Origin of the sequence: Streptomyces sp. HmicA12 (genome assembly GCF_000373565.1) — a bacterium.
Classification (GTDB): Bacteria; Actinomycetota; Actinomycetes; order Streptomycetales; family Streptomycetaceae; genus Streptomyces.
Map to the genome: position 1 here is coordinate 269,857 of NZ_KB891800.1, position 21,669 is coordinate 291,525.

Annotated in this window: 19 protein-coding genes; 10 read left to right on the plus strand and 9 right to left on the minus strand. The window is 68.7% G+C overall.

What is annotated here, in order from left to right; all coding sequences use genetic code 11:
* Window positions 1-5: 5 nt before the first annotated feature.
* From B072_RS0109545 to trxA, 7 genes are all read left to right on the plus strand, one after another.
* Complete coding sequence (locus B072_RS0109545) at window positions 6-2,342, plus strand: DUF6049 family protein (RefSeq protein WP_018529710.1); 2,337 nt, start codon at window positions 6-8, stop codon at window positions 2,340-2,342.
* A 45-nt stretch (window positions 2,343-2,387) separates the two neighbouring features.
* Window positions 2,388-4,640, plus strand: coding sequence for a murein biosynthesis integral membrane protein MurJ (gene murJ / locus B072_RS0109550; RefSeq protein WP_018529711.1), 2,253 nt, complete (start codon window positions 2,388-2,390; stop codon window positions 4,638-4,640).
* 120 nt (window positions 4,641-4,760) lie between these two features.
* Entirely contained in the window at window positions 4,761-6,485 is a 1,725-nt protein-coding gene (locus B072_RS0109555) for a protein kinase family protein (protein ID WP_018529712.1), read from the plus strand.
* A gap of 35 nt (window positions 6,486-6,520) precedes the next feature.
* Window positions 6,521-7,234 carry an RNA polymerase sigma factor SigM gene (sigM, locus tag B072_RS0109560; RefSeq protein ID WP_018529713.1) on the plus strand — a complete coding sequence of 238 codons (714 nt, stop codon included), beginning with the start codon at window positions 6,521-6,523 and terminating at the stop codon, window positions 7,232-7,234.
* Window positions 7,231-8,124: an anti-sigma factor family protein gene (locus B072_RS0109565; RefSeq protein WP_018529714.1), complete on the plus strand. Its 894-nt coding sequence runs from the start codon at window positions 7,231-7,233 to the stop codon at window positions 8,122-8,124. Before sigM ends, B072_RS0109565 begins: the two co-directional genes overlap by 4 nt.
* 142 nt (window positions 8,125-8,266) lie before the next feature.
* Window positions 8,267-9,244 (plus strand): thioredoxin-disulfide reductase, encoded by a 978-nt coding sequence (gene trxB / locus B072_RS0109570; protein ID WP_018529715.1) that lies wholly within the window; start codon window positions 8,267-8,269, stop codon window positions 9,242-9,244.
* Window positions 9,245-9,290: 46 nt separating this feature from the next.
* Window positions 9,291-9,623: a thioredoxin gene (gene trxA, locus B072_RS0109575; RefSeq protein ID WP_018529716.1), complete on the plus strand. Its 333-nt coding sequence runs from the start codon at window positions 9,291-9,293 to the stop codon at window positions 9,621-9,623.
* 97 nt (window positions 9,624-9,720) lie between these two features.
* Here trxA and B072_RS0109580 read toward each other — a convergent pair whose 3' ends face one another.
* The 9 genes from B072_RS0109580 to rpmH all read right to left on the minus strand — a co-directional run bounded on the left by B072_RS0109580 (window position 9,721) and on the right by rpmH (window position 16,738).
* Window positions 9,721-10,338 carry a GNAT family N-acetyltransferase gene (locus B072_RS0109580; protein WP_018529717.1) on the minus strand — a complete coding sequence of 206 codons (618 nt, stop codon included), beginning with the start codon at window positions 10,336-10,338 and terminating at the stop codon, window positions 9,721-9,723.
* A 300-nt stretch (window positions 10,339-10,638) separates the two neighbouring features.
* Window positions 10,639-11,739, minus strand: a complete 1,101-nt coding sequence (locus B072_RS0109585) for a ParB/RepB/Spo0J family partition protein (RefSeq protein ID WP_078506361.1) — start codon at window positions 11,737-11,739, stop codon at window positions 10,639-10,641.
* Window positions 11,736-12,812 carry a ParA family protein gene (locus B072_RS0109590; protein ID WP_078506362.1) on the minus strand — a complete coding sequence of 359 codons (1,077 nt, stop codon included), beginning with the start codon at window positions 12,810-12,812 and terminating at the stop codon, window positions 11,736-11,738. Before B072_RS0109590 ends, B072_RS0109585 begins: the two co-directional genes overlap by 4 nt.
* 322 nt (window positions 12,813-13,134) lie before the next feature.
* The gene (gene rsmG / locus B072_RS0109595; protein WP_018529720.1) at window positions 13,135-13,851 is read right to left on the minus strand and encodes a 16S rRNA (guanine(527)-N(7))-methyltransferase RsmG; all 717 of its coding nucleotides are present in this window, start codon (window positions 13,849-13,851) and stop codon (window positions 13,135-13,137) included.
* A gap of 113 nt (window positions 13,852-13,964) precedes the next feature.
* On the minus strand, window positions 13,965-14,477 hold the full coding sequence (locus B072_RS0109600; protein WP_018529721.1) for a protein jag: 513 nt from the start codon (window positions 14,475-14,477) through the stop codon (window positions 13,965-13,967).
* Window positions 14,478-14,531: 54 nt separating this feature from the next.
* Complete coding sequence (gene yidC / locus B072_RS0109605; protein ID WP_043243628.1) at window positions 14,532-15,851, minus strand: membrane protein insertase YidC; 1,320 nt, start codon at window positions 15,849-15,851, stop codon at window positions 14,532-14,534.
* Window positions 15,852-15,859: 8 nt separating this feature from the next.
* A complete protein-coding gene (gene yidD / locus B072_RS0109610; RefSeq protein ID WP_018529723.1) occupies window positions 15,860-16,213 on the minus strand; it encodes a membrane protein insertion efficiency factor YidD in 354 nt (117 codons plus the stop codon).
* Window positions 16,210-16,581: a ribonuclease P protein component gene (gene rnpA / locus B072_RS46370; protein ID WP_078506363.1), complete on the minus strand. Its 372-nt coding sequence runs from the start codon at window positions 16,579-16,581 to the stop codon at window positions 16,210-16,212. Before rnpA ends, yidD begins: the two co-directional genes overlap by 4 nt.
* Before the next feature lie 19 nt (window positions 16,582-16,600).
* Window positions 16,601-16,738 (minus strand): 50S ribosomal protein L34, encoded by a 138-nt coding sequence (gene rpmH / locus B072_RS46375; RefSeq protein WP_006381191.1) that lies wholly within the window; start codon window positions 16,736-16,738, stop codon window positions 16,601-16,603.
* A 434-nt stretch (window positions 16,739-17,172) separates the two neighbouring features.
* On the opposite strand from rpmH, the gene dnaA reads away from it, so the two are divergent.
* From dnaA to B072_RS0109625, 3 genes are all read left to right on the plus strand, one after another.
* Window positions 17,173-19,179, plus strand: coding sequence for a chromosomal replication initiator protein DnaA (dnaA, locus tag B072_RS0109615; RefSeq protein ID WP_018529724.1), 2,007 nt, complete (start codon window positions 17,173-17,175; stop codon window positions 19,177-19,179).
* A gap of 879 nt (window positions 19,180-20,058) precedes the next feature.
* The gene (gene dnaN / locus B072_RS0109620; RefSeq protein ID WP_018529725.1) at window positions 20,059-21,189 is read left to right on the plus strand and encodes a DNA polymerase III subunit beta; all 1,131 of its coding nucleotides are present in this window, start codon (window positions 20,059-20,061) and stop codon (window positions 21,187-21,189) included.
* A gap of 166 nt (window positions 21,190-21,355) precedes the next feature.
* On the plus strand, window positions 21,356-21,669 hold a 314-nt coding region (locus B072_RS0109625), incomplete at its 3' end, for an NAD(P)-binding domain-containing protein (RefSeq protein ID WP_018529726.1).

Here is a 21,669-nt window from a genome sequence, read left to right on the forward strand (position 1 = left end):
CAGGGATGAGTCCCTCTCCTGCCCGCCGACTGCTGCGGCGCACGGGAGCCGCGCTCGCCGCGGCGCCCCTGCTCGCGGCGCCCCTGCTGTCCGGCGCCACCACCGCCCAGGCCGCCGCTCCGGCCGCGGCCACCGCCGACGCGACCGGAACGAGCACGGTCGCCGTGGCGGTGAACCAGCTCTCGCCCAGCGCACCGACCGAGGGCGACACCCTCACGGTCACGGGCAAGGTCACCAACAACGGCAAGCAGGCCGTCACCGACGCGTACATCGGCCTGCGGGTCGGCACGTCCTACAACGGGCGCATGGCCGTCGACGACGCCGCGAAGAACTCCACGGGTGGCTACCCGGACGGCACCGATGTGGCGAGCAAGTACGCCGAGAAGGTCGCCACGCTGAAGCCCGGCGCCACCCAGGACTTCACGCTCTCCGTGCCCGTCAAGGCGCTGCACCTCGGCGCCGACGGGGTGTACCAGATCAGCGCCGCCCTCAAGGGGCAGACAGCGTCCGCTCCGTATCCGCAGACCCTCGGCATCCAGCGGACCTTCCTGCCCTGGCAGCCCGACGCCGCGGGCACGAGGACGAAGACGACGGTCCTGTGGCCGCTGATCTCCGACACCGGCCTCACGGCCGAGACGGGGACGGACGAACAGCAGACCCCTGTCTTCACCAACGACGACCTCGCGAAGGAGATCGGTCCCGGTGGCCGGCTCCAGCAGATGCTGTCGCTCGGCAGGACGTTGGACGTCACCTGGGTGATCGACCCCGACCTGCTGGCCTCGGTCGACGCGATGACGGAGACGTACAAGATCAAGGAAGCGAACGGAAAGCTCACCTCGGGCAAGGACCAGGCGCGCGCCAAGGAATGGCTGAACGACCTGCAGGCCGCGGTGCAGGGCCAGAAGGTCGTCACGCTGCCGTTCGCCGACCCGGACCTGGCCTCGCTCGCCCACAGCGGCACGAAGGTCACCGGGTCCCTGAGCCACCTCAAGGACGCCACCGACGCCGCCGTGCTGACCGTGGACACGATCCTCCACGTCACTCCGGACGCGTCCTACGCGTGGCCCGTCGAGGGCGCTGTCGACCCGGACATCGTCAAGGTCGCCACGTCCGCGGGGTCCGACAAGATCATCGCGCGCAGCGACAGCCTCCAGGAGACCAACAAGCTCCAGTACACTCCGTCCGCCGCGCGGCCCATCGGTGGCGGCACCACCGCGCTGGTCGCCGACGCGCGCCTGTCGACCGCCTTCCAGGGCGACATGACGGGCGCCGAGAGCTCCACGCTCGCCGTGCAGAGGTTCCTCGCCCAGAGCCTGATGCTCGACCGCCAGACGGACCAGCAACGCAGCGTCCTCATCGCCCCGCAGCGCATGCCCACCGCCAGCCAGGCCCAGACGATGGCGAAGGCGCTGGCGGTGCTGCAGGGCTCCACCTGGTCCCAGTCCCAGAGCCTGTCCGACACCGCAGCGGCGAAGCCCGACCCGGGCGCGACCACCCGCGTGCCGTCCACGCGCGCGTACCCGTCGAAGCTGCGCAAGCAGGAGCTGCCGCAGTCGGCCTACGAGCAGATCCAGGCCACCCAGCGCGAGCTCGAGAACTTCAAGGTCGTCCTCACCGACGAGTCGCGTGTGGTCACTCCCTTCGGCCGCGCCATGGACCGTGAGATGTCCACGTCCTGGCGCGGCGGCACCGCGGCGTCGGACGGCTTCCGCACCGGTGTCTCGGAGTATCTGAAGGGCCTCACCGATCAGGTGTCGCTGATCGAGAAGTCCCAGGTGAAGCTCTCCGGACGCAGCGCCACCATCCCGGTGTCGGTCCAGAACAACCTGTGGCAGGACGTCGACCACCTCAAGCTGCGGCTCACGTCCGACAACGGCACCCGCCTCAAGATCGGCGACGGCGCCTCCCAGGACCAGGTGGTGACGATCGCCAGTGGCCACAGCCAGTCGGTGAAGTTCACCACCACGGCCAAGGCCACCGGTCCCGTCTGGGTCTACGCCCAGCTCCTCACCGAGGACAACCAGCCCTACGGCAAGCAGATCGCCTTCCAGGTGGACGTCACCGAGGTCACCCCGACGGTGATGCTCGTGATCGCCGGCGGCGTCCTGCTGCTGGTCCTGGCCGGGTTCAGGATGTACACCCAGCGCAAGCGCGCCGTCGCCGCCAAGGCCGTGGCGAACGGTCCGCAGGACGACTCCGAGGCGGCTGCCGAAGCCGAACCCGAGGACGAGCCGGCGGCCCCCACCCGGGCGGATGTGCCGCAGCAGCCGAGTGACCCGACGGCTGACACCACTTCCGAAAGCACGGCCCCGTCGAGCACGGGTGAGAGAGTGGACCGTTGAGCGATGGCGTGGCCGGTGGGCCGGGGACGATGAGGTGGGGTAACCATGAACGCGCCGTACGACGGTGACCGTGGCCAGGGCTCGGGCGGCTCTGCCTCGGGCGACGGCCACCCGTACGCCGGCTCCCACGGTGCCGGCGGGCAGGTCCCGCCGCCCCAGCCGGCTCCCGACGCGTATCCGCAGGACGCGTACCTCCAGGACGCCTACGACCAGGATCCGTACCGCGCGCAGGACCTGAGCGCGCAGGACCCGGTCACCGAGGCGCTCTACGACCGCGCCGCGCATCCCCCACCGCCTCCGGGCACGTACCAGGCGCAGCAGCCGATGTACGCGCAGCCGTCCGCGAACCAGTACCAGCCGGATCCCCGCGTGTGGGCACAGACGCCGCCGCCGGAGCCGGAGGGCCCCACCCAGTACCTGCCGTACGGCGACGACGCCCGGACGACGCAGTTCGTGGGCGTCGACGACCTGGTGACGCAGGCGAGCGACGAGCGCCAGGAGCCGGACGCCTTCGCGCACCTCTTCCGTGACCAGCAGCCGGGCTACAGCGGGGGCCGCGCGCCCGTCGGGCAGCAGCCGGTCGACGACCAGACCCAGGTCCTCGGCCAGGTCGCGCCTCCCGTGCCGCCGCCGGCCACCGCGCCCGCCCCTGCCGCCCCCAAGAAGGGCGGCCGCGCCTCAGGTCTGCTGAAGTCGAGCGCGGTGATGGCGGCGGGCACGCTCGTCTCCCGCCTCACCGGTTTCGTCCGCACCATGGTGATCACCGCGGCGCTCGGTGCCGGGCTCCTCGGTGACACGTGGACCGTCGCGTACACGCTGCCGACGATGATCTACATCCTGACCGTCGGCGGCGGCCTGAACTCGGTGTTCGTGCCGCAGCTGGTCCGCGCCATGAAGGAGGACGAGGACGGCGGCGAGGCCTTCGCCAACCGCCTCCTCACCCTCGTCATGGTGGCCCTCGCGGTGATCGTCGCGGTCGTCGTCTTCGCGGCGCCCCTGCTGATCAAGCTGATGTCGGACACGGTCTCCAGCAATCCGGCCGCCGACAACGTCGGCGTGACCTTCGCCCGCTACTGCCTGCCCACGATCTTCTTCATGGGTGTGCACGTGGTCATGGGCCAGATCCTGAACGCCCGCGGGAAGTTCGGCGCGATGATGTGGACCCCGGTCCTCAACAACATCGTCATGATCTTCACGTTCGGCCTGTTCATCCTGGTCTACGGGACCGCCGCCGAGTCCCACATGGGCGTCACCACGATCCCGCCGGAGGGCGTCCGCCTGCTCGGCATCGGCACCCTGCTCGGCCTCACGGTCCAGTCGCTGGCGATGATCCCGTACCTGCGCGAGACCGGCTTCCGCTTCCGGCTGCGGTTCGACTGGAAGGGCCACGGCCTCGGCAAGGCCGTGAAGCTCGCCAAGTGGACCGTCCTGTTCGTGCTCGCCAACCAGGCGGGCGTCCTGGTCGTCACGCAGCTCGCCACCGCCGCCGGTGAGGCGTCGCCGGTCAACGGCACCGGCATCATGGGCTACTCCAACGCCCAGCTCATCTGGGGCATGCCGCAGGCGATCATCACCGTCTCCGTCATGGCCGCGATGCTGCCCCGCATCTCGCGCGCCGCTCACGACGGCGACCCGGGCGCGGTCCGCGACGACATCTCCTCGGGCCTGCGCACCTCCGCGGTCGCGATCGTCCCGGTGGCCTTCATGTTCGTGGCCCTCGGCGTCCCGATGTGCACCCTGCTCTTCGGCTCCAGCGGCATCGAGGCCGCCCAGTCCATGGGCTACATCCTCATGGCGTTCGGGCTCGGCCTGATCCCGTTCTCCGTCCAGTACGTCGTCCTGCGCGGCTTCTACGCGTACGAGGACACCCGCACGCCCTTCTACAACACGGTCATCGTCGCCGCGGTCAACGCCGCCGCCTCGGCCCTGTGCTACATGATCCTGCCCGCCCGCTGGGCCGTCGTCGGCATGGCCTTCTCGTACGGACTCGCGTACGCCATCGGCGTCGGTGTCGCGTGGCGACGGCTGCGCAAGCGGCTCGGCGGCGACCTGGACGGCGCGAACGTCGTGCGTACGTACGCCCGGCTCTGCCTCGCCTCCGTCCCCGCGACGGTGATCGGCGGCGGAATCGGGTATGCGATCACGAAGGCGCTCGGCCACGGCGTGATCGGATCGATCGCGGCGCTGGTCGTCGGTGGTGCCGTGCTGCTGGGCGTCTTCTACGTGGCGGCCCGCAAGATGCGGATCGAGGAGCTGAATTCGATGGTCGGAATGGTCCGCGGACGTCTTGGTCGCTGACTCGACCGGAAGCGCGCACAACCATCGGCGACCACCGCGTGTCGTGCATAGCGCCGGACTGTGGGCACAATTGGCTTTGGCGTCGCAGTGAGTGCAACGGATGGGGAGGCAGGAACGACGGTGGCGGAACGGAGCACGGCTGCCGTCGACGTGGCCGACAACAGCGGAGACGAACCGCTGACCGCCAAAGCGGACAAGGCGGAGCAGGCCACGGCCGACGGGGTGGCCGAGAGCGGGGAGCGGGACACGGTGGCGGCCGAGCCGTCGGCGGACACCGCCGAGACGGGCACGCACGTGAGCCCCGGCAAGCAGGCACCACCCGAGCTGCACAGCGGGCACAAGCTCGCCAGGCGCTACCGGCTCGAAGAATGCGTCACCCGTCTGGACGGTTTCAGCAGCTGGCGCGCGGTGGACGAAAAACTCCGCCGCGCCGTCGGCGTGCACCTGCTGCCCGCCGACCATCCGCGGGCCCGCTCGGTGCTCGCCGCGGCCCGCTCGTCGGCGCTGCTGGGCGACCCCCGCTTCGTGCAGGTGCTGGACGCGGTCGAGGAGAACGACCTCGTCTACGTCGTCCACGAATGGCTTCCCGACGCCACCGAGCTGACCGCACTGCTCGCCGTGGGCACCCTCGACGCGCACGACGCGTACGAGATGGTCACGCAGGTCTCGCACGCCATGGCCGCCGCGCACCGCGAGGGCCTCGCGCACCTGCGGCTCACACCGAGCGCCGTACTGCGCACCTCCACCGGCCAGTGGCGCATCCGCGGCCTCGCCGTGAACGCGGCGCTGCGCGGCATCACCTCGGACACTCCGCAGCGCAGCGACGCCGAGGCGATCGGCGCGCTCCTGTACGCCTCCCTGACCCAGCGGTGGCCGTACGAGAACGACGCCTACGGCCTGTCCGGGCTACCCAAGGACGTCGGGCTCATCGCCCCCGACCAGGTGCGGGCCGGCGTCCACCGCGGCCTCGCCGAGCTCGCCATGCGCGCCCTCGCCAACGACGGGGCCACCGCGTCCCGCCAGGAACCTCCGTGCACCACGCCGGAGGACCTGGTGAAGGCCATCGGCGAGATGCCCAAGATCCGCCCGCCGGAGCCCGCGTTCACCGCGCCCCCGGAGTACCAGCGGACCACCTATCAGCAGGGCTCGTACGGCCGTCCTGCCGCGCCCGGCGTCACCCAGCCCGTGCCCACTCCGCCGGCCCCGCTGCAGAGCCGCACCGGCACGGTCCTCAAGTGGGCCGTCTCGGCGCTGCTGATCGCTGCTCTGGGTCTCGGCAGCTGGCAGCTCGCGGACGCCCTCATGGACCGCGGGAACACGAGCGGGACCGAGGAAACCCACACCACGGACGGCAACGACAAGGACGGCAAGAAGCTCACCAAGCCGCTCACCATTCAGAACGCCAAGGAGTACGTCGCCTCGGGCGACGCCCAGGCGCCGCTGGACGTCGCCAAGACGTACGACGCCGACAGCGACTCCTACTGGCGCACGTACGCCTTCCGGGACGGGCCCGAGATGGTCATAAAGCCGGGTGTCGGCATCGTCTACGACCTCGGTGCCACCAAGGCTGTGTCGGCCGCGTCGATAAAGTTCCGCTACGGCGGCGACCACACCACGGTCTCGCTGTACGCGTCGGACTCGCTCAGCCCGTCCTCCGTGAACGGTCTGAAGCGGATCGGGCCCAAGACCGACACGACCGACACCTCGGCGAGCATCAAGGCCGACAAGCCGGTCAAGACGCGGTACGTGCTCGTATGGCTGACCGCGCTGCCCAAGGCGGGCCAAGATGGGTACAGCGGCGCCGGCTACAAGCAGGGCATCACGAACGTGAAGTTCACCGGCTGACGCGACAGGGCTCACCAGGGGGAGGGGGTTCGGCAGTGGACGACGCCTATGGCGGAGCGAGCGACCAGGACCTCCTCGCCCGCCATGTCGCGGGGGACAAGGACGCCTTCGGCGAGATCGTGCGGCGGCACCGGGACCGGCTGTGGGCCGTGGCCCTGCGGACCCTGGGAGACCGGGAAGAGGCCGCGGACGCCGTGCAGGAAGCGCTCGTCTCGGCGTACCGCGCCGCGCACACCTTCCGCGGCCAGTCCGCCGTCACGACCTGGCTGCACCGCATCACGGTCAACGCGTGCCTGGACCGGGCCCGCAAGACGGCCTCCCGCAAGACCTCGCCCATGGACGACACCGAACGACTCGAGCAGCTCCTGGAGCCGCACGAGTCCGCGGCCGCGCCCGCCGAGCGCAACGATCTGCACCGCGAGCTCCTGGGTGCCCTGGAGTCCCTTCCGGCCGATCAGCGGGCCGCCCTGGTCCTCGTCGACATGCAGGGCTATCCGGTGGCCGAGGCCGCCCGGATCCTCGATGTCCCCACAGGAACCGTCAAGAGTCGCTGTGCCCGCGGCAGAGCCCGGCTGCTTCCCCTCCTGACGCACCTGCGGACGGAGAGCCCGGACGAGGACAGTGGCGAGAACCCGCCCCCCGGAAGGAACCGGACGCAGGGGACATCCGTCCCACCCGCAGCGGGGCCTCGGGACGAGGCAGGACCACATGATTCGGCTGCGGTGAAGGGCGGAGGTGGACGAGCGTGACTTCCACGACCGACACGGCGGAACACCCGGAGGTCACCGAGATCTCCGATCTCGCCGAGGGTCTGCTGCCGCCGTCCCGTACGTCCGACATCCGCCGGCATCTCGACGACTGTGTCCTCTGCGCCGATGTCTACTCCTCGCTGGAGGAGATCCGCGGGATGCTCGGCACGCTGCCGGACGTACCTCGGATGCCCGAGGACATCGCCGCGCGTATCGACGCGTCACTGGCGGCGGAAGCGCTCCTGGACACTGCTTCGTACGAGGACCGCGAGGACCGCGGGCGTGAAACGGTGCCTGTTTCACGTGAAACATCGGCCGAGCCCTCCGCCCCCTCACCACGGCCCTCGGACCGCCCTGCCGGGCGTGCCCACTCCGCCACTGGCCCGGGCCGCAAGCCACGCACCGCACGGCGGCGCGCAGGTGCGGCCATCGGAGCCGTCCTGACGGTCGCCGCGATCGGCGCGGGCACCCTGTTCCTGCAGAGCGGAGACGGCACCTCGACTGCGGGCCACACGCCCGCGAGCGCCAGCGGTACCACTTCGAGCTTCGCCAAGGGCACGCTGGAGACGAAGGTCTCGGAGCTGCTCCGGACCGAGACCACGTCGCTCGGCACGGAAGGCACCGGCCCCAGGACACCGACCGTCCCGGCACTGCCGAAACGCGCCAAGACACCGCCCCCTTGCATCCAGCTGGGAACGCACCGCAGTGAGAGCCCGCTCGGGTTCAAGAAGGGCACGTACGAGGGGAAGGACGCCTATCTCGTCGTGCTGCCCCACAAGACCGACCCTGATCACCAGGTCACCGCATTCATCGTCGATGCGTCCTGCACGTCGCAGGCCTCCGTCACGACGGGCAAGCTGCTGTACACCCACTCCTACAAGCGCGCCTGAAGGGCGCCCGAACGCACTCCCGACGTGCGCCCGGACACGTCGGGAATGCATGCCCCGTAGGATCCGTTGGGTGGGGTGAGAGTCCTGAGAAGAGGCTCACCCGGCAGTACGCAGCAGTCCCGCAGAGACGAGGAATCAAGCCGTGAGCGACGTCCGTAACGTGATCATCATCGGCTCCGGGCCCGCCGGCTACACGGCGGCGCTCTACACCGCGCGCGCGTCGCTGAAGCCGCTGGTGTTCGAGGGCGCCGTCACCGCTGGTGGCGCGCTGATGAACACCACCGAGGTGGAGAACTTCCCCGGCTTCCAGGACGGCATCATGGGCCCCGAGCTCATGGACAACATGCGGGGCCAGGCCGAGCGCTTCGGCGCCGAGCTCGTCCCCGACGACGTCGTGGCCGTCGACCTGTCCGGTGAGATCAAGACCGTGACGGACACCTCGGGCACCGTGCACCGCGCGAAGGCCGTCATCGTGACCACCGGCTCGCAGCACCGCAAGCTGGGCCTGCCGAACGAGGACGCGCTGTCGGGCCGTGGCGTCTCCTGGTGCGCGACCTGTGACGGGTTCTTCTTCAAGGACCAGGACATCGCCGTGATCGGCGGCGGCGACACCGCGATGGAGGAGGCCACCTTCCTCTCGCGCTTCGCCAAGTCCGTGACGATCGTCCACCGCCGCGACACCCTGCGCGCCTCCAAGGCGATGCAGGATCGCGCCATCGCCGACCCGAAGATCAAGTTCGTCTGGGACAGCGAGGTCGCCGAGATCAAGGGCGACCCGAAGCTCGCCGGTCTGACGCTGCGCAACCTGAAGACGGGCGAGACGTCCGAGCTGCCGGTGACGGGTCTGTTCATCGCGATCGGCCACGACCCGCGCACGGAGCTCTTCAAGGGCCAGCTGGAGCTGGACGACGAGGGCTACCTGAAGGTCCAGGCCCCGTCGACGCAGACGAACCTGACCGGTGTCTTCGGCGCCGGCGACGTCGTGGACCACACCTACCGCCAGGCGATCACGGCGGCCGGCACCGGCTGCTCCGCCGCTCTCGACGCCGAGCGCTTCCTGGCCGCGCTCGCCGACGGTGAGGCCGCCGAGCCCGAGAAGACCCAGACCGCCAGCGTCTGATCCGCACTCCCCACCACCGCACCACCCAAGAAATGAGGAGCCCGCTGTGGCCGGCAACCTGAAGAACGTGACGGACGCCTCCTTCGACGAGGACGTCCTCAAGAGCGACAAGCCCGTCCTGGTGGACTTCTGGGCCGCCTGGTGCGGTCCGTGCCGCCAGATCGCCCCGTCGCTCGAGGCGATCGCGTCCGAGTACGGCGACAAGATCGAGGTCGTCAAGCTCAACATCGACGAGAACCCGGGCACGGCCGCCAAGTACGGCGTCATGTCGATCCCGACCCTGAACGTCTACCAGGGTGGCGAGGTCGCCAAGACCATCGTCGGTGCCAAGCCGAAGGCCGCGATCGTTCGCGACCTGGAGGACTTCATCGCGGAGTAATGCTCCTGCGACGCCGTTTCACGGACGGCAGACGCTGTTTCACGTGAAACATGAACGGGCCAACCCACCGGGTTGGCCCGTTCGGCGTTCTGCCGCCTCACAGCGGCCGGAGCGCAGGCTCCTTCTGCACAGCCCCCAAGAGCCGGTCCAGCGCCATCTCCACGTCCTCTTTCCAGGACAGGGTCGTGCGCAGTTCGAGCCGGAGCCGCGGGTACGAGGGATGGGGACGGACCGTTTTGAATCCGACGGCCAGCAGATGGTCAGCGGGCAGCAGACAGGACGGTTCCTTCCACTGCGCGTCGCCGAACGCTTCGATCGCCTTGAAGCCTCGCCGCAGCAGGTCCTTGGCGACGGTCTGGACGATGACTCTCCCCAGCCCCTGCCCTTGATGACTCGGCATGATCCAGGCCGTCATCAGCTGGACGGCATCAGGAGACACCGGGCTCGTCGGGAACGAGAGGGACCGCGGGACATAAGCGGGCGGCGCGTAGAGCACGAAGCCGACCGGTACGTCGTCGACGTAGACGACGCGACCGCAGGAGCCCCACTCCAGCAGGACCGCCGAGATCCACGCTTCCTTCTCCAGCTCCGGCGTTCCCGCCTTCAGCGCGGCTTGGCCGCTGACCGGATCCAGTTCCCAGAAGACACACGACCGGCACCGCTCGGGAAGGTCCGGGAGGTTGTCCAGCGTGAGCGGTACGAGCCGACGCCCCATGAAGGCAGTTCCTCGCTTCCTTCGCCCGCCGCGACGCGGGCGGCTGTCAGAGCGCTCCGTTCCCTGAGCAGGCTGCCGACGAATCCGCCGACGGCGCCCAGTCCGAGACCTGCGGTCATCAGTCCGGTGCGACTCACCGATCGCATGACCCCGCCTCCCCTTGAGGTGCTGTCGGGTGGATGCGCTCTTCCCGGTCGCATCGTAACCACGATGCGATTCCATCGATACCGTAAGAAAGCAAAGAGCGGGCCGTGTTCCGGTACACACCGGACACGGCCCGCTCTCACTGCCGCAGGACCGTCAGTCCTGCTCGTCTTCCTCGGTCTCCTCGGAGAGCCCGTTCTGGAGAACCGGTCCTTCGCCCGGAGCGAGCGTGCCGAGGATGCGCTCCAGATCGTCCATCGAGGCGAACTCGACGACGATCTTGCCCTTCTTCTGTCCCAGGTCGACCTTCACCCGCGTCTCGAAGCGGTCCGAGAGACGCGTCGCGAGGGTGCTCAGTGCCGGGGAGACACGCGCACCGGCCCTCGGCCCCTTGGCCCGCGCCGTGCTCGTGGGCCGGGAGCCCATGAGGGTCACGATCTCCTCGACCGCACGCACGGAGAGCCCCTCGGCGACGATGCGGTGAGCGAGACGATCCTGCTCCTCCGAGTCGTCGACGGAGAGCAGCGCACGGGCGTGACCCGCGGACAGCACTCCCGCGGCGACGCGGCGCTGCACGGCAGGCGAGAGCTTCAGCAGACGCAGCGTGTTGGAGACCTGCGGGCGGGAACGGCCGATGCGGTCCGCCAGCTGGTCGTGCGTGCAGTTGAAGTCCTTGAGCAACTGGTCGTAGGCGGCAGCCTCTTCCAGCGGGTTGAGCTGAGCCCGGTGCAGGTTCTCCAGGAGCGCGTCGAGAAGGAGCTTCTCGTCATCCGTGGCGCGCACGATGGCCGGGATCCGCTCGAGCCCCGCCTCACGGGTCGCCCTCCAGCGCCGCTCGCCCATGATGAGCTCGTAGCGCGCGGGTCCTACCTGTCGTACGACGACAGGCTGCAGCAGGCCGACTTCCTTGATGGACGTGACCAGTTCGGCGAGGGCGTCCTCGTCGAACACATCACGCGGCTGGCGCGGGTTGGGCGTGATCGCGTCGAGCGGCAGCTCGGCGAAGTGCGCGCCCGCGGGCCGGTCGAACTCCTCCGTGCCGCTGTTCGGCGCTTCGGTTTCCCGTGAAACATCGCTCTGCGCCAGCGATGCCACCTTCGCCGCGGCCACTCCACGCTCTGCCGTCAGTACCGGAACCGCGGTCGGAGAAGCCGAAGCTCCTCGCGCCGGGGCGGCCGGCGCCGACTGCTCAGGCGTGGGTGCAGCCGGGATCAGTGCACCGAGGCCACGGCCCAGTCCCCTCCGTCGATCGCTCACTGAATACCCTCCGGCGTGCTCTGCTGGTCAAGTTGAGTGCCCGTGTGGGCATGCTGGGCGTCGTAGTGGATACCGACGCCGCGCAGTGCCATCTCCCGCGCCGCTTCGAGGTAGGAGAGCGCACCGCTCGATCCCGGATCGTAAGTCAGCACGGTCTGTCCGTAGCTCGGCGCCTCCGAGATACGGACCGAACGAGGAATGCTCGTCCGCAGAACCTCGCCACCGAAGTGGTTGCGGACCTCATCGGCGACCTGGGAAGCCAGCCGGGTGCGTCCGTCGTACATCGTGAGCAGGATCGTCGAGACGTGCAGCGTGGGGTTGAGGTGCCCCCGTACGAGATCCACGTTGCGCAGGAGCTGGCCGAGGCCCTCCAGCGCGTAGTACTCGCACTGGATCGGAATCAGCACCTCCGCCCCCGCGACCAGAGCGTTGACCGTCAACAGGCCGAGCGACGGCGGGCAGTCGATGAGGATGTAGTCCAGCGGCTGCTCGTACGCCTGGATGGCTCGCTGCAGCCGGCTCTCACGTGCCACCAGAGAGACCAGCTCGATCTCCGCACCGGCGAGATCGATCGTGGCCGGAGCGCAGAAGAGGCCTTCCACATCCGCGACGGGCTGGACGACGTCGGAGAGCGGCTTGCTCTCCACCAACACGTCATAGATGGACGGCACTTCGGCGTGGTGGTCGATCCCCAGAGCCGTGGAGGCATTGCCCTGTGGGTCCAGGTCGATCACCAGGACGCGTGCCCCATGCAGCGCGAGCGAGGCGGCAAGGTTGACCGTTGTCGTGGTCTTGCCCACCCCGCCCTTCTGATTGGCCACCACCATGACGCGGGTCTGCTCAGGACGTGGCAGGCCCTCGCCTGCGCGACCGAGAGCTTCCACTGCCAGTTGGGCAGCGCGACCGATGGGGGTGTCGTCCATCGGGGGCGGTGTTTCACGTGAAACATCCTCCCCCGCCGACTCGGTACGGGGACCGGGGACCGGATCGGTCATCGGTCCCGCGATGTTGGCGTCGGACCGCAAGGATTCACTCTCCTCGACTTCAGGCTCGCAATGAACAGAGCCTCCCATGCCTTCGGGGTCGAGAACCAGCGAGGCCCGGTCTTCTGTGGATGAATCCCCTTCTGTGGACAACTTCGTGTCCGTATTGAGGGATCCACGGGGTCGTCGGTCGCGGGGAGCGGCCGCTGCGCGGCCGCGACTGATGATGCCATGCAGCAGTGAGCGACGTTTCACGTGAAACACGATGCACCGCAGCCCAGTGCGCACCCGTGCGACACCCCGAGATGCGTACGTTTGACAGCTTTTGTGGAGTACCGCTGGTCGTCAGGACGGATCAGCGGTACTCATCATCACCGCGCCCGAAATACAGCACGGTCCAGCGGTTCAGCGGTCAGCGCCGGCGCCGCGCACGCCCCGTACGGGCCGCCTTGGCACGCTTGGCGGCGAACCGCACGCCACCCGGGCTCTCGCCGACCTCCACCCGCACCACGGTGGAGAGCGGGTCGACCACGCCCTCGCCGACCTGAAGCACCGAGGTCTCCACGGCGCCGAGCTTGCTCAGAGCCGCACCGGCGCTCTGAACCTCTTCCGCTGCCGTGTCGCCCTTGAGGAGCAGCATCTCGCCGTACGGGCGCAGCAGCGGAACACCCCAGGCCGCGAGGCGGTCGAGCGGTGCCACTGCGCGCGCGGTGACGACATGGACGGGCGGCAGCTTGCCGAGGACCTCCTCGGCGCGGCCGCGCACCACGGTGACATGGTCCAGGCCGAGGAGTTCGACGACCTCGGTGAGGAAGTTCGTGCGCCGCAGCAGTGGCTCAAGAAGCGTGATCTTGAGGTCCGGACGGACCAGGGCGAGCGGGATGCCCGGCAGACCGGCGCCCGAACCGACGTCGCACACGGTGACGCCCTCGGGGACGACCTCGGAGAGCACGGCACAGTTCAGAATGTGCCGCTCCCACAGACGCGGCACCTCGCGAGGACCGATGAGGCCACGCTGCACCCCCGCGTCGGCAAGAAGCTCCGCGTACCGGACGGCGTCCGCAAAGCGCTCGCCGAATACCTCCCGGGCGCGCTCCGGAGCCGGGGGGAGTTCTGCTGCCTCCGTCACGGGGACCGTCCTTCCGTACCTCACCGCTCCACCGCACTGGGTGGCTCTGATTTACAGGCTGACAAAGATCGGCCCCGCCTGCGAACAGACGGGGCCGGAGAGCGACGTGCCGATCAGGCAGGGAGGACGACGACGAAGCGCTGCGGCTCCTCGCCCTCGGACTCGCTGCGCAGGCCGGCGGCCTTGACCGCGTCGTGCACGACCTTGCGCTCGAAGGGCGTCATCGGGTTCATCTTGACCGGCTCACCGGTGCTCTTCACCTCGGCCGCGGCCTTGGCACCCTGCTCGGTGAGCTCGGCGCGCTTCTTGGCCCGGTATCCCGCGATGTCCAGCATCAGGCGGCTGCGGTCCCCGGTCTCGCGGTGCACCGCGAGACGGGTGAGCTCCTGAAGCGCCTCGAGAACCTCGCCGTCACGGCCGACCAGCTTCTGAAGGTCGCGGCCGGACGCGTCGCTGACGATGGACACCGCGGCGCGGTCGGCCTCGACGTCCATGTCGATGTCGCCGTCGAGGTCGGCGATGTCCAGCAGACCCTCGAGGTAGTCCGCAGCGATCTCGCCCTCCTGCTCGAGGCGGGTCAGGGTGTCGCCACCCTCAGGAGCGGCGGAGGTGGTGCCTTCCGTCACGGGATGGACTCCTTCTTGCGTCAAAGGCTTACGCCAACGTCTAACGTCGAGGTCTTACTTCTTGGACGGGGACTTGGGGCGCTGCGGCCCCTTGCGCTGTCCCGACTTGGCCTTGCTGCGCGCCTGGTTGCCACCGGCGGGCTTGGCCTTGGCACCGCCCTGGTTGCTCTGGTTGCCCTGCGGCTGGGCGTCCTGCGGCCCGTCCTTCTTCTCCAGCGACGTCGTGGCCTCGGAGTCGGACTTGGCCGTGCCCTGCGCGGCCGTGCCCCCGGTCTGACGCTGAGACTTGGACTGGCGCTTGGGCTGCTGACGCTTGGGTGCGCCGCCCGAAGCCGGCGCACCGTCCTCATCCAGGACAGCGGTGGCGGACGTGCTCTTCACCACGGTGCCGTCGGCCTGAGCGGCCAGGCTGGCCTTGGTCAGACCGTTGATGAACTTGCGCTCGTACTCGTTGCGGTCCCGGCCCTTGGAGACGATCGCCTTGACGATGTTCCGCTCGCGCTTCGAGCGCGTCGCTCCGTGGTCGACGACGTGCTTCTGCAGACCCTCGAGCATCTTGGCCTGCGCCTTGCTGCCCGGAGTGGGGTTCCTGTTGATCACGTACACCTGCTGGCACATGGTCCACACGTTGGTGGTCAGCCAGTAGACGAGGACACCGACGGGGAAGTTGATGCCCATGAACAGGAAGATCACCGGGAAGACGTACATCAGCATCTTCTGCTGCTGCATGAACGGCGTCTTCACCGTGAGGTCGACGTTCTTCGTCATCAGCTGGCGCTGCGTGTAGAACTGCGACGCCGACATCAGAATGATCATGATGCCGGTCACGACACGCACGTCGGTGAGGGAGGCGCCCATCTTGGCGACCTCGGAAGCGCTGTCCGTGAACTTGGCGGCCAGCGGGGCACCGAAAATGTGCGCCTTCTGGGCACTGTCCAGCAGCGACTGGTTGATGACGCCGATCGTGTTGCCCTCGGCGATGGCCGCGAGCACGTGGTACAGAGCGAAGAAGAACGGCGACTGCACGAGGATGGGGAGGCACGAGGAGAGCGGGTTGGTACCCGTCTCCTTGTACAGCTTCATCATCTCTTCGGACTGGCGCTGCTTGTCGTTCTTGTAGCGCTCCTGGATCGCCTTCATCTGCGGCTGGAGCAGCTGCATGTTCCGCGTCGCCTTGATCTGCTTCACGAAGAGCGGGATCAGGCAGATGCGGATCAGCACCACCAGGGACACGATGGAGAGACCCCAGGCCCATCCAGTGTCAGGGCCGAAGATGGCCCCGAAGACCTTGTGGAACTGGACGATGACCCAGGACACCGGGGTCGTGAGAAACGCGAAAACGCCAGAAATCGCGTTGACGATATCGGAAATCATGTCCCTGATCAGGCTCCTTGGGCATGGGGCGGGGTCGCTGCGGACGGGCTGTCCTGGGCAGAGGGGCTGTCGCCCGGGGCGGCGACGGGGGCCGCTTTCTTGTCCCTGCGCAAGGCGTCGCGGAGCATCTCGTGCCAGCGCGGACGCTTACGTGGCGGAACATGATCGACACCGCCGTGGGACCACGGATTGCACCGAAGGATCCGCCAGGCGGTGAGGGCTGTTCCCTTGATCGCGCCGTGCCGGTCGATGGCCGTGAAGCCGTAGTGGGAGCACGACGGGTAGTACTTGCACACCGGACCGAGCAGCGGACTGATGGTCCACTGATAGATCTTGATCAGTGCGAGCAGTGGGTACTTCATCGCGCGCCCCCTCCCAGTAGCCGCTGCAGGGCGGCGTCCAGGTCTCGGGCCAGCTGTGCGTGGGTGGCGTCGCCCGCTCCGGGCAACGCGCGTACGACTACCAGGCTACCTGGGGGCAACAAGGCCACTCGGTCGCGCATGAGGTGGCGAAGTCTGCGCTTCACCGCGTTCCGTACGACGGCTCCACCTACGGCCTTGCTCACGACGAAACCCGCACGCGGTGGGGAAACGCTCTCCCCAGGCGCGTGCGGGTCCGTTGAACCGCTGCGTAGATGGACGACCAGAAGCGGGCGTCCAGCCCGACGACCTCGTCGTACCGCGGTCGCGAAGTCTTCGCGCCGCCTCAGCCGATGCTCGGTAGGCAGCACGTCATGACCTGTCGTGCGATCAGGCGGACAGGCTGGCGCGACCCTTGCCACGGCGGTTGGCGAGAATCGCACGACCGGCGCGGGTCCGCATGCGGAGGCGGAAACCGTGGGTCTTGGCGCGACGACGGTTGTTCGGCTGGAAGGTGCGCTTGCTCACTCGGGGGCTCCAGAAAATCGTGTGGTGGCGGGACATCGCCTGGCTGTCACCGTGCGCCCACGAGTAGCTCGCAATACGCCCGAGTGCACCGCTAGACGACCCATAGAACTCTGGGTCGTGACCTTGCCCATCGGAGGCAGGCGGCAGCAGCCATCGACAACTCGACCTGGTTACGGTACGCGCGGCTACGCCATCCGGTCAAACCAGGGTTACGCGGGAGACACTGTCCACAGGCTGGGGACAACAACTTGAACCGCAGCGGTCGCGCTGACTACCGTGGCTGAACTCCGATTCGTTCCCTTCTCACCACCCCACCCGATTTTCTTCTCGACCCGGCTTCGGCCTCCCCACCCAACCCGTCCCAGGAATCACACGTTCGTGGGACCAGCGAGAGAGCGTGCCCTGTGGCTGACGTACCTGCCGATCTTGCCGCAGTGTGGCCACGAGTTCTGGAACAACTCCTCGGGGAAGGCCGCGGGCAGGGCGTCGAGACGAAGGACGAACACTGGATCCGGCGCTGCCAGCCACTGGCCCTGGTCGCCGACACCGCTCTTCTGGCGGTTCCCAACGAATTCGCGAAGGGCGTACTCGAGGGCCGTCTCGCGCCCGTCGTGAGCGAGACGCTCAGCCGCGAGTGCGGCCGCCCCATCCGGATCGCGATCACGGTCGACGACTCCGTGGGCGAGCCCCCCGCGCCGCCGGCTCCGCCGGTCCAGCAGCAACACCGCTACGAGGACCCGGAGCAGTCCCCCGCTCCCGGTGCCCCCGGCCAGGGGCACGACGCGTACGAGAGCCGCGACACGTACGAGAAGCGTGACGCGTACGAGAACCGCGACACCCGCGACACCTATGACAGTTACGAACGGCGCGGCCGCGACGAGCGCGGTCAGGGCGGCGGCCCCCGCGGCGACCAGCAGCAGTCCTCCCGGGACGACCAGCTGCCGACCGCCCGCCCCGCCTACCCGGACTACCAGCGCCCCCAGCCGGGCGCCTGGCCGCGGCCGCAGCAGGATGACTACGGCTGGCAGCAGCCCCGGCTCGGCTTCCCCGAGCGCGACCCGTACGCGTCGCCCCCGCAGCAACCGCAGCACGACTACCGGCAGCAGGAACGGTCGCCCTACGAGCAGCAGGGTTACGAGCCCGAGCGCGGCCGGTACGACCAGCAGCAGGAGCGCTCTCCTTACGAGCAGAAGCCGGCGGAGCGGCCCTCCTACGACGACCGCCCCTCCTATGAGGAGCGCGGTTCCTACGACCCGTCGCAGCGCGAGCGCCAGCAGCGGCGCGACACCGGCGAGCACCCGATGGGCGGTCGCCCCGGGCAGGACGGCGGCCCCGGCCGCGGCGTGCCCACGGGAGCCCCGGGTCCGCTGGCCGCGCAGCCCGCGCCGGCGACGGGACCGGGTGAGCCGACCGCGCGCCTGAACCCCAAGTACCTCTTCGACACGTTCGTCATCGGCGCGTCGAACCGCTTCGCGCACGCGGCCGCGGTCGCCGTCGCCGAAGCGCCGGCCAAGGCCTACAACCCCCTCTTCATCTATGGGGAGTCGGGCCTCGGCAAGACGCACCTTCTGCACGCCATCGGGCACTACGCCCGCAGTCTCTACCCGGGCACGCGCGTGCGGTACGTGAGCTCCGAGGAGTTCACCAACGAGTTCATCAACTCGATCCGTGACGGCAAGGGCGACTCCTTCCGTAAGCGGTACCGCGAGATGGACATCCTTCTGGTCGACGACATCCAGTTCCTCGCGGACAAGGAGTCGACGCAGGAGGAGTTCTTCCACACCTTCAATACGCTCCACAACGCCAACAAGCAGATCGTGCTGTCCAGTGACCGGCCGCCCAAGCAGCTGGTGACGCTGGAGGACCGGCTGCGCAACCGGTTCGAGTGGGGCCTGATCACGGACGTCCAGCCGCCCGAGCTGGAGACCCGTATCGCGATCCTTCGTAAGAAGGCGGTGCAGGAGCAGCTCAACGCTCCGCCGGAGGTCCTCGAGTTCATCGCGTCCCGCATCTCGCGCAACATCCGTGAGCTGGAAGGGGCGTTGATCCGTGTCACGGCGTTCGCGTCCCTGAATCGACAGCCTGTGGACCTGGGGCTGACGGAGATCGTCCTCAAGGACCTGATCCCCGGCGGCGAGGACGCCTCCCCGGAGATCACGGCGCCGGCCATCATGGCGGCGACCGCGGACTACTTCGGCCTCACCGTCGAGGACCTCTGCGGATCCTCGCGCAGCCGCGTGCTCGTGACGGCCCGCCAGATCGCCATGTATCTGTGCCGAGAGCTCACCGACCTGTCCCTGCCGAAGATCGGCGCGCAGTTCGGCGGCCGCGACCACACGACCGTGATGCACGCGGACCGCAAGATCCGCGCGCTGATGGCCGAGCGGCGCTCCATCTACAACCAGGTCACCGAGCTCACCAACCGCATCAAGAACGGCTGACACAGCTCCAGTTACGCGTCCGAAGGGCGTCCCGGGACCACTCCCGGGGCGCCCTTCTTCGTTCGCGGACTCGCTCGCGCCGAAGCCGGTGTTCGATTTCTGGGCGCGTTACGGGTGTTCTCCACAGATGTGCCGGGTTTCTGCGGTCCACACCCTGGGGACCGGGAAGTTGTCCAGACCGTGTCCACAGCCCGGGCGGGTGACACGACATCAGGCCAGGTCAGACGGTTGTGGATTGGTGGAAAAAAGATCTCCACAGGCTGTGGACAGATTTTTCTTCCACAGGATGTGCGTTCTGTTGTCCACCGTCGACCCACAGGATGTCAGTCGTTGTGCACAGCGATCCGGAGCTTCTCCACACGGCTGTCCACTGTTCGGCAACGCGACGCGCCTCGTCACCGTGGCGAGTGAAAGGCGTCACACCAAGGGGGTCGGTTGGGCTGTGGGGAACGCGGGTAAAGCTGGGGACGGCGCTGGGGAGAAGTGGCCCCAGGCTGTGCATCGAGTGTGCAGAACTTTCCGCCGTCCACAGCGGGGCCCGGTTTTCCACCGCTCCGGCCCACAGGCGCAGTGGACAAAAAACCGCCTCTGACCTGCGAAAAAGAGGTTTTCCACGGTTTCCACAGCCCCTACTACTACTCCCAACTAGAGAGAGCTGGGAATTCGTTTCGAAGACGGGGCTGTGCACAACTCGCTCTCGGCACCTCGACCGCGCCTCGGCACGACTTGACCGAGGGAGGCACCAGCTGTCAGTGCGGTGCGTCAGACTGGTCCCCGGTGTTCTCCCCAGCTGTGGGCCGAGCGACACCGACGTCAGCCGACGAAGACCGAAGACCAATGCAGGGCGAGAGCAGCCAGCAACAGCAGGAGGCGGCTTAAGTGAAGATCCGGGTGGAACGCGACGTACTCGCGGAGGCGGTGGCCTGGGCGGCGCGCAGCCTTCCGGCACGACCGCCTGCGCCCGTCCTCGCGGGCCTTCTGCTGAAGGCCGAGGAGGGCGCACTCAGCCTGTCGAGCTTCGACTACGAGGTCTCGGCACGCGTCTCGGTGGACGCGGAGATCGACGAAGAGGGCACGGTGCTCGTCTCCGGCCGCCTCCTCGCCGACATCTGCCGCGCTCTGCCGAACCGTCCGGTGGAGATCTCCACAGACGGTGTACGGGCGACCGTGGTCTGCGGGTCCTCGCGATTCACACTCCACACGCTCCCTGTGGAGGAGTACCCGGCGCTGCCGCAGATGCCGACCGCCACGGGCACCGTGCCGGGCGAGGTCTTCGCCTCCGCCGCGCAGCAGGTGGCCATCGCCGCCGGCCGTGACGACACGCTGCCCGTCCTCACCGGTGTGCGCATCGAGATCGAGGGCGACACGGTGACGCTGGCGTCCACCGACCGCTACCGCTTCGCCGTCCGCGAGTTCCTGTGGAAGCCGGAGGACCCCGAGGCCTCCGCGGTCGCCCTGGTGCCCGCCAAGACGCTCCTGGACACCGCCAAGGCCCTCACGAGCGGCGACACGGTCACGCTGGCCCTGTCCGGCTCCGGTGCCGGTGAAGGCCTCATCGGCTTCGAGGGCGCCGGTCGCCGGACGACCACCCGCCTCCTCGAGGGCGACCTGCCGAAGTACCGCACGCTGTTCCCGACGGAGTTCAACTCCGTGGCCGTCATCGAGACCGCCCCCTTCGTGGAGGCCGTCAAGCGTGTGGCCCTCGTCGCCGAGCGCAACACCCCGGTGCGGCTCAGCTTCGAGCAGGGCGTGCTCATCCTGGAGGCCGGTTCCAGCGACGACGCACAGGCTGTGGAAAGGGTCGACGCCAACCTGGAGGGCGACGACATCTCCATCGCCTTCAACCCGACCTTCCTGCTGGACGGCCTGTCCGCGATCGACTCCCCGGTCGCCCAGCTGTCGTTCACGACGTCGACCAAGCCCGCGCTGCTCTCCGGCAAGCCGGCCGTGGACGCCGAGGCGGACGACGCGTACAAGTACCTGATCATGCCGGTGCGGCTGTCGGGCTGAGGCCGCTGAAGGGCCGGCCGCTCCCGGGTCCACCGGAGCGGCTATGCCCACAGGTGGGCGGGAGCGTCCGGGTTTAGGCTCAGACGCAGGTACGAAGGGCGCGTGCGTGCGCCTTCCCGTACCGCTCGCACCACCTCACGCCCCGTCGCAACGTAAGGAACCACTGATGGAGCTCGGTCTCGTCGGCCTCGGCAAGATGGGCGGCAACATGCGCGAGCGCATCCGCCGCGCAGGTCACACCGTCATCGGCTACGACCGCAACCCGGACCTCGCCGATGTCCACAGCCTCGAAGAGCTTGTGGGCAAGCTCAAGGGTCCGCGCGTGGTGTGGGTGATGGTGCCCGCCGGTGCTGCGACCCAGGCCACGGTCGACGAGCTCAAGGAGCTTCTGTCCGAGGGCGATGTCGTCGTCGACGGTGGCAACTCGCGCTGGACGGACGACGAGAAGCACGCGGCCGAGCTGGGCGTGAAGGGCATCGG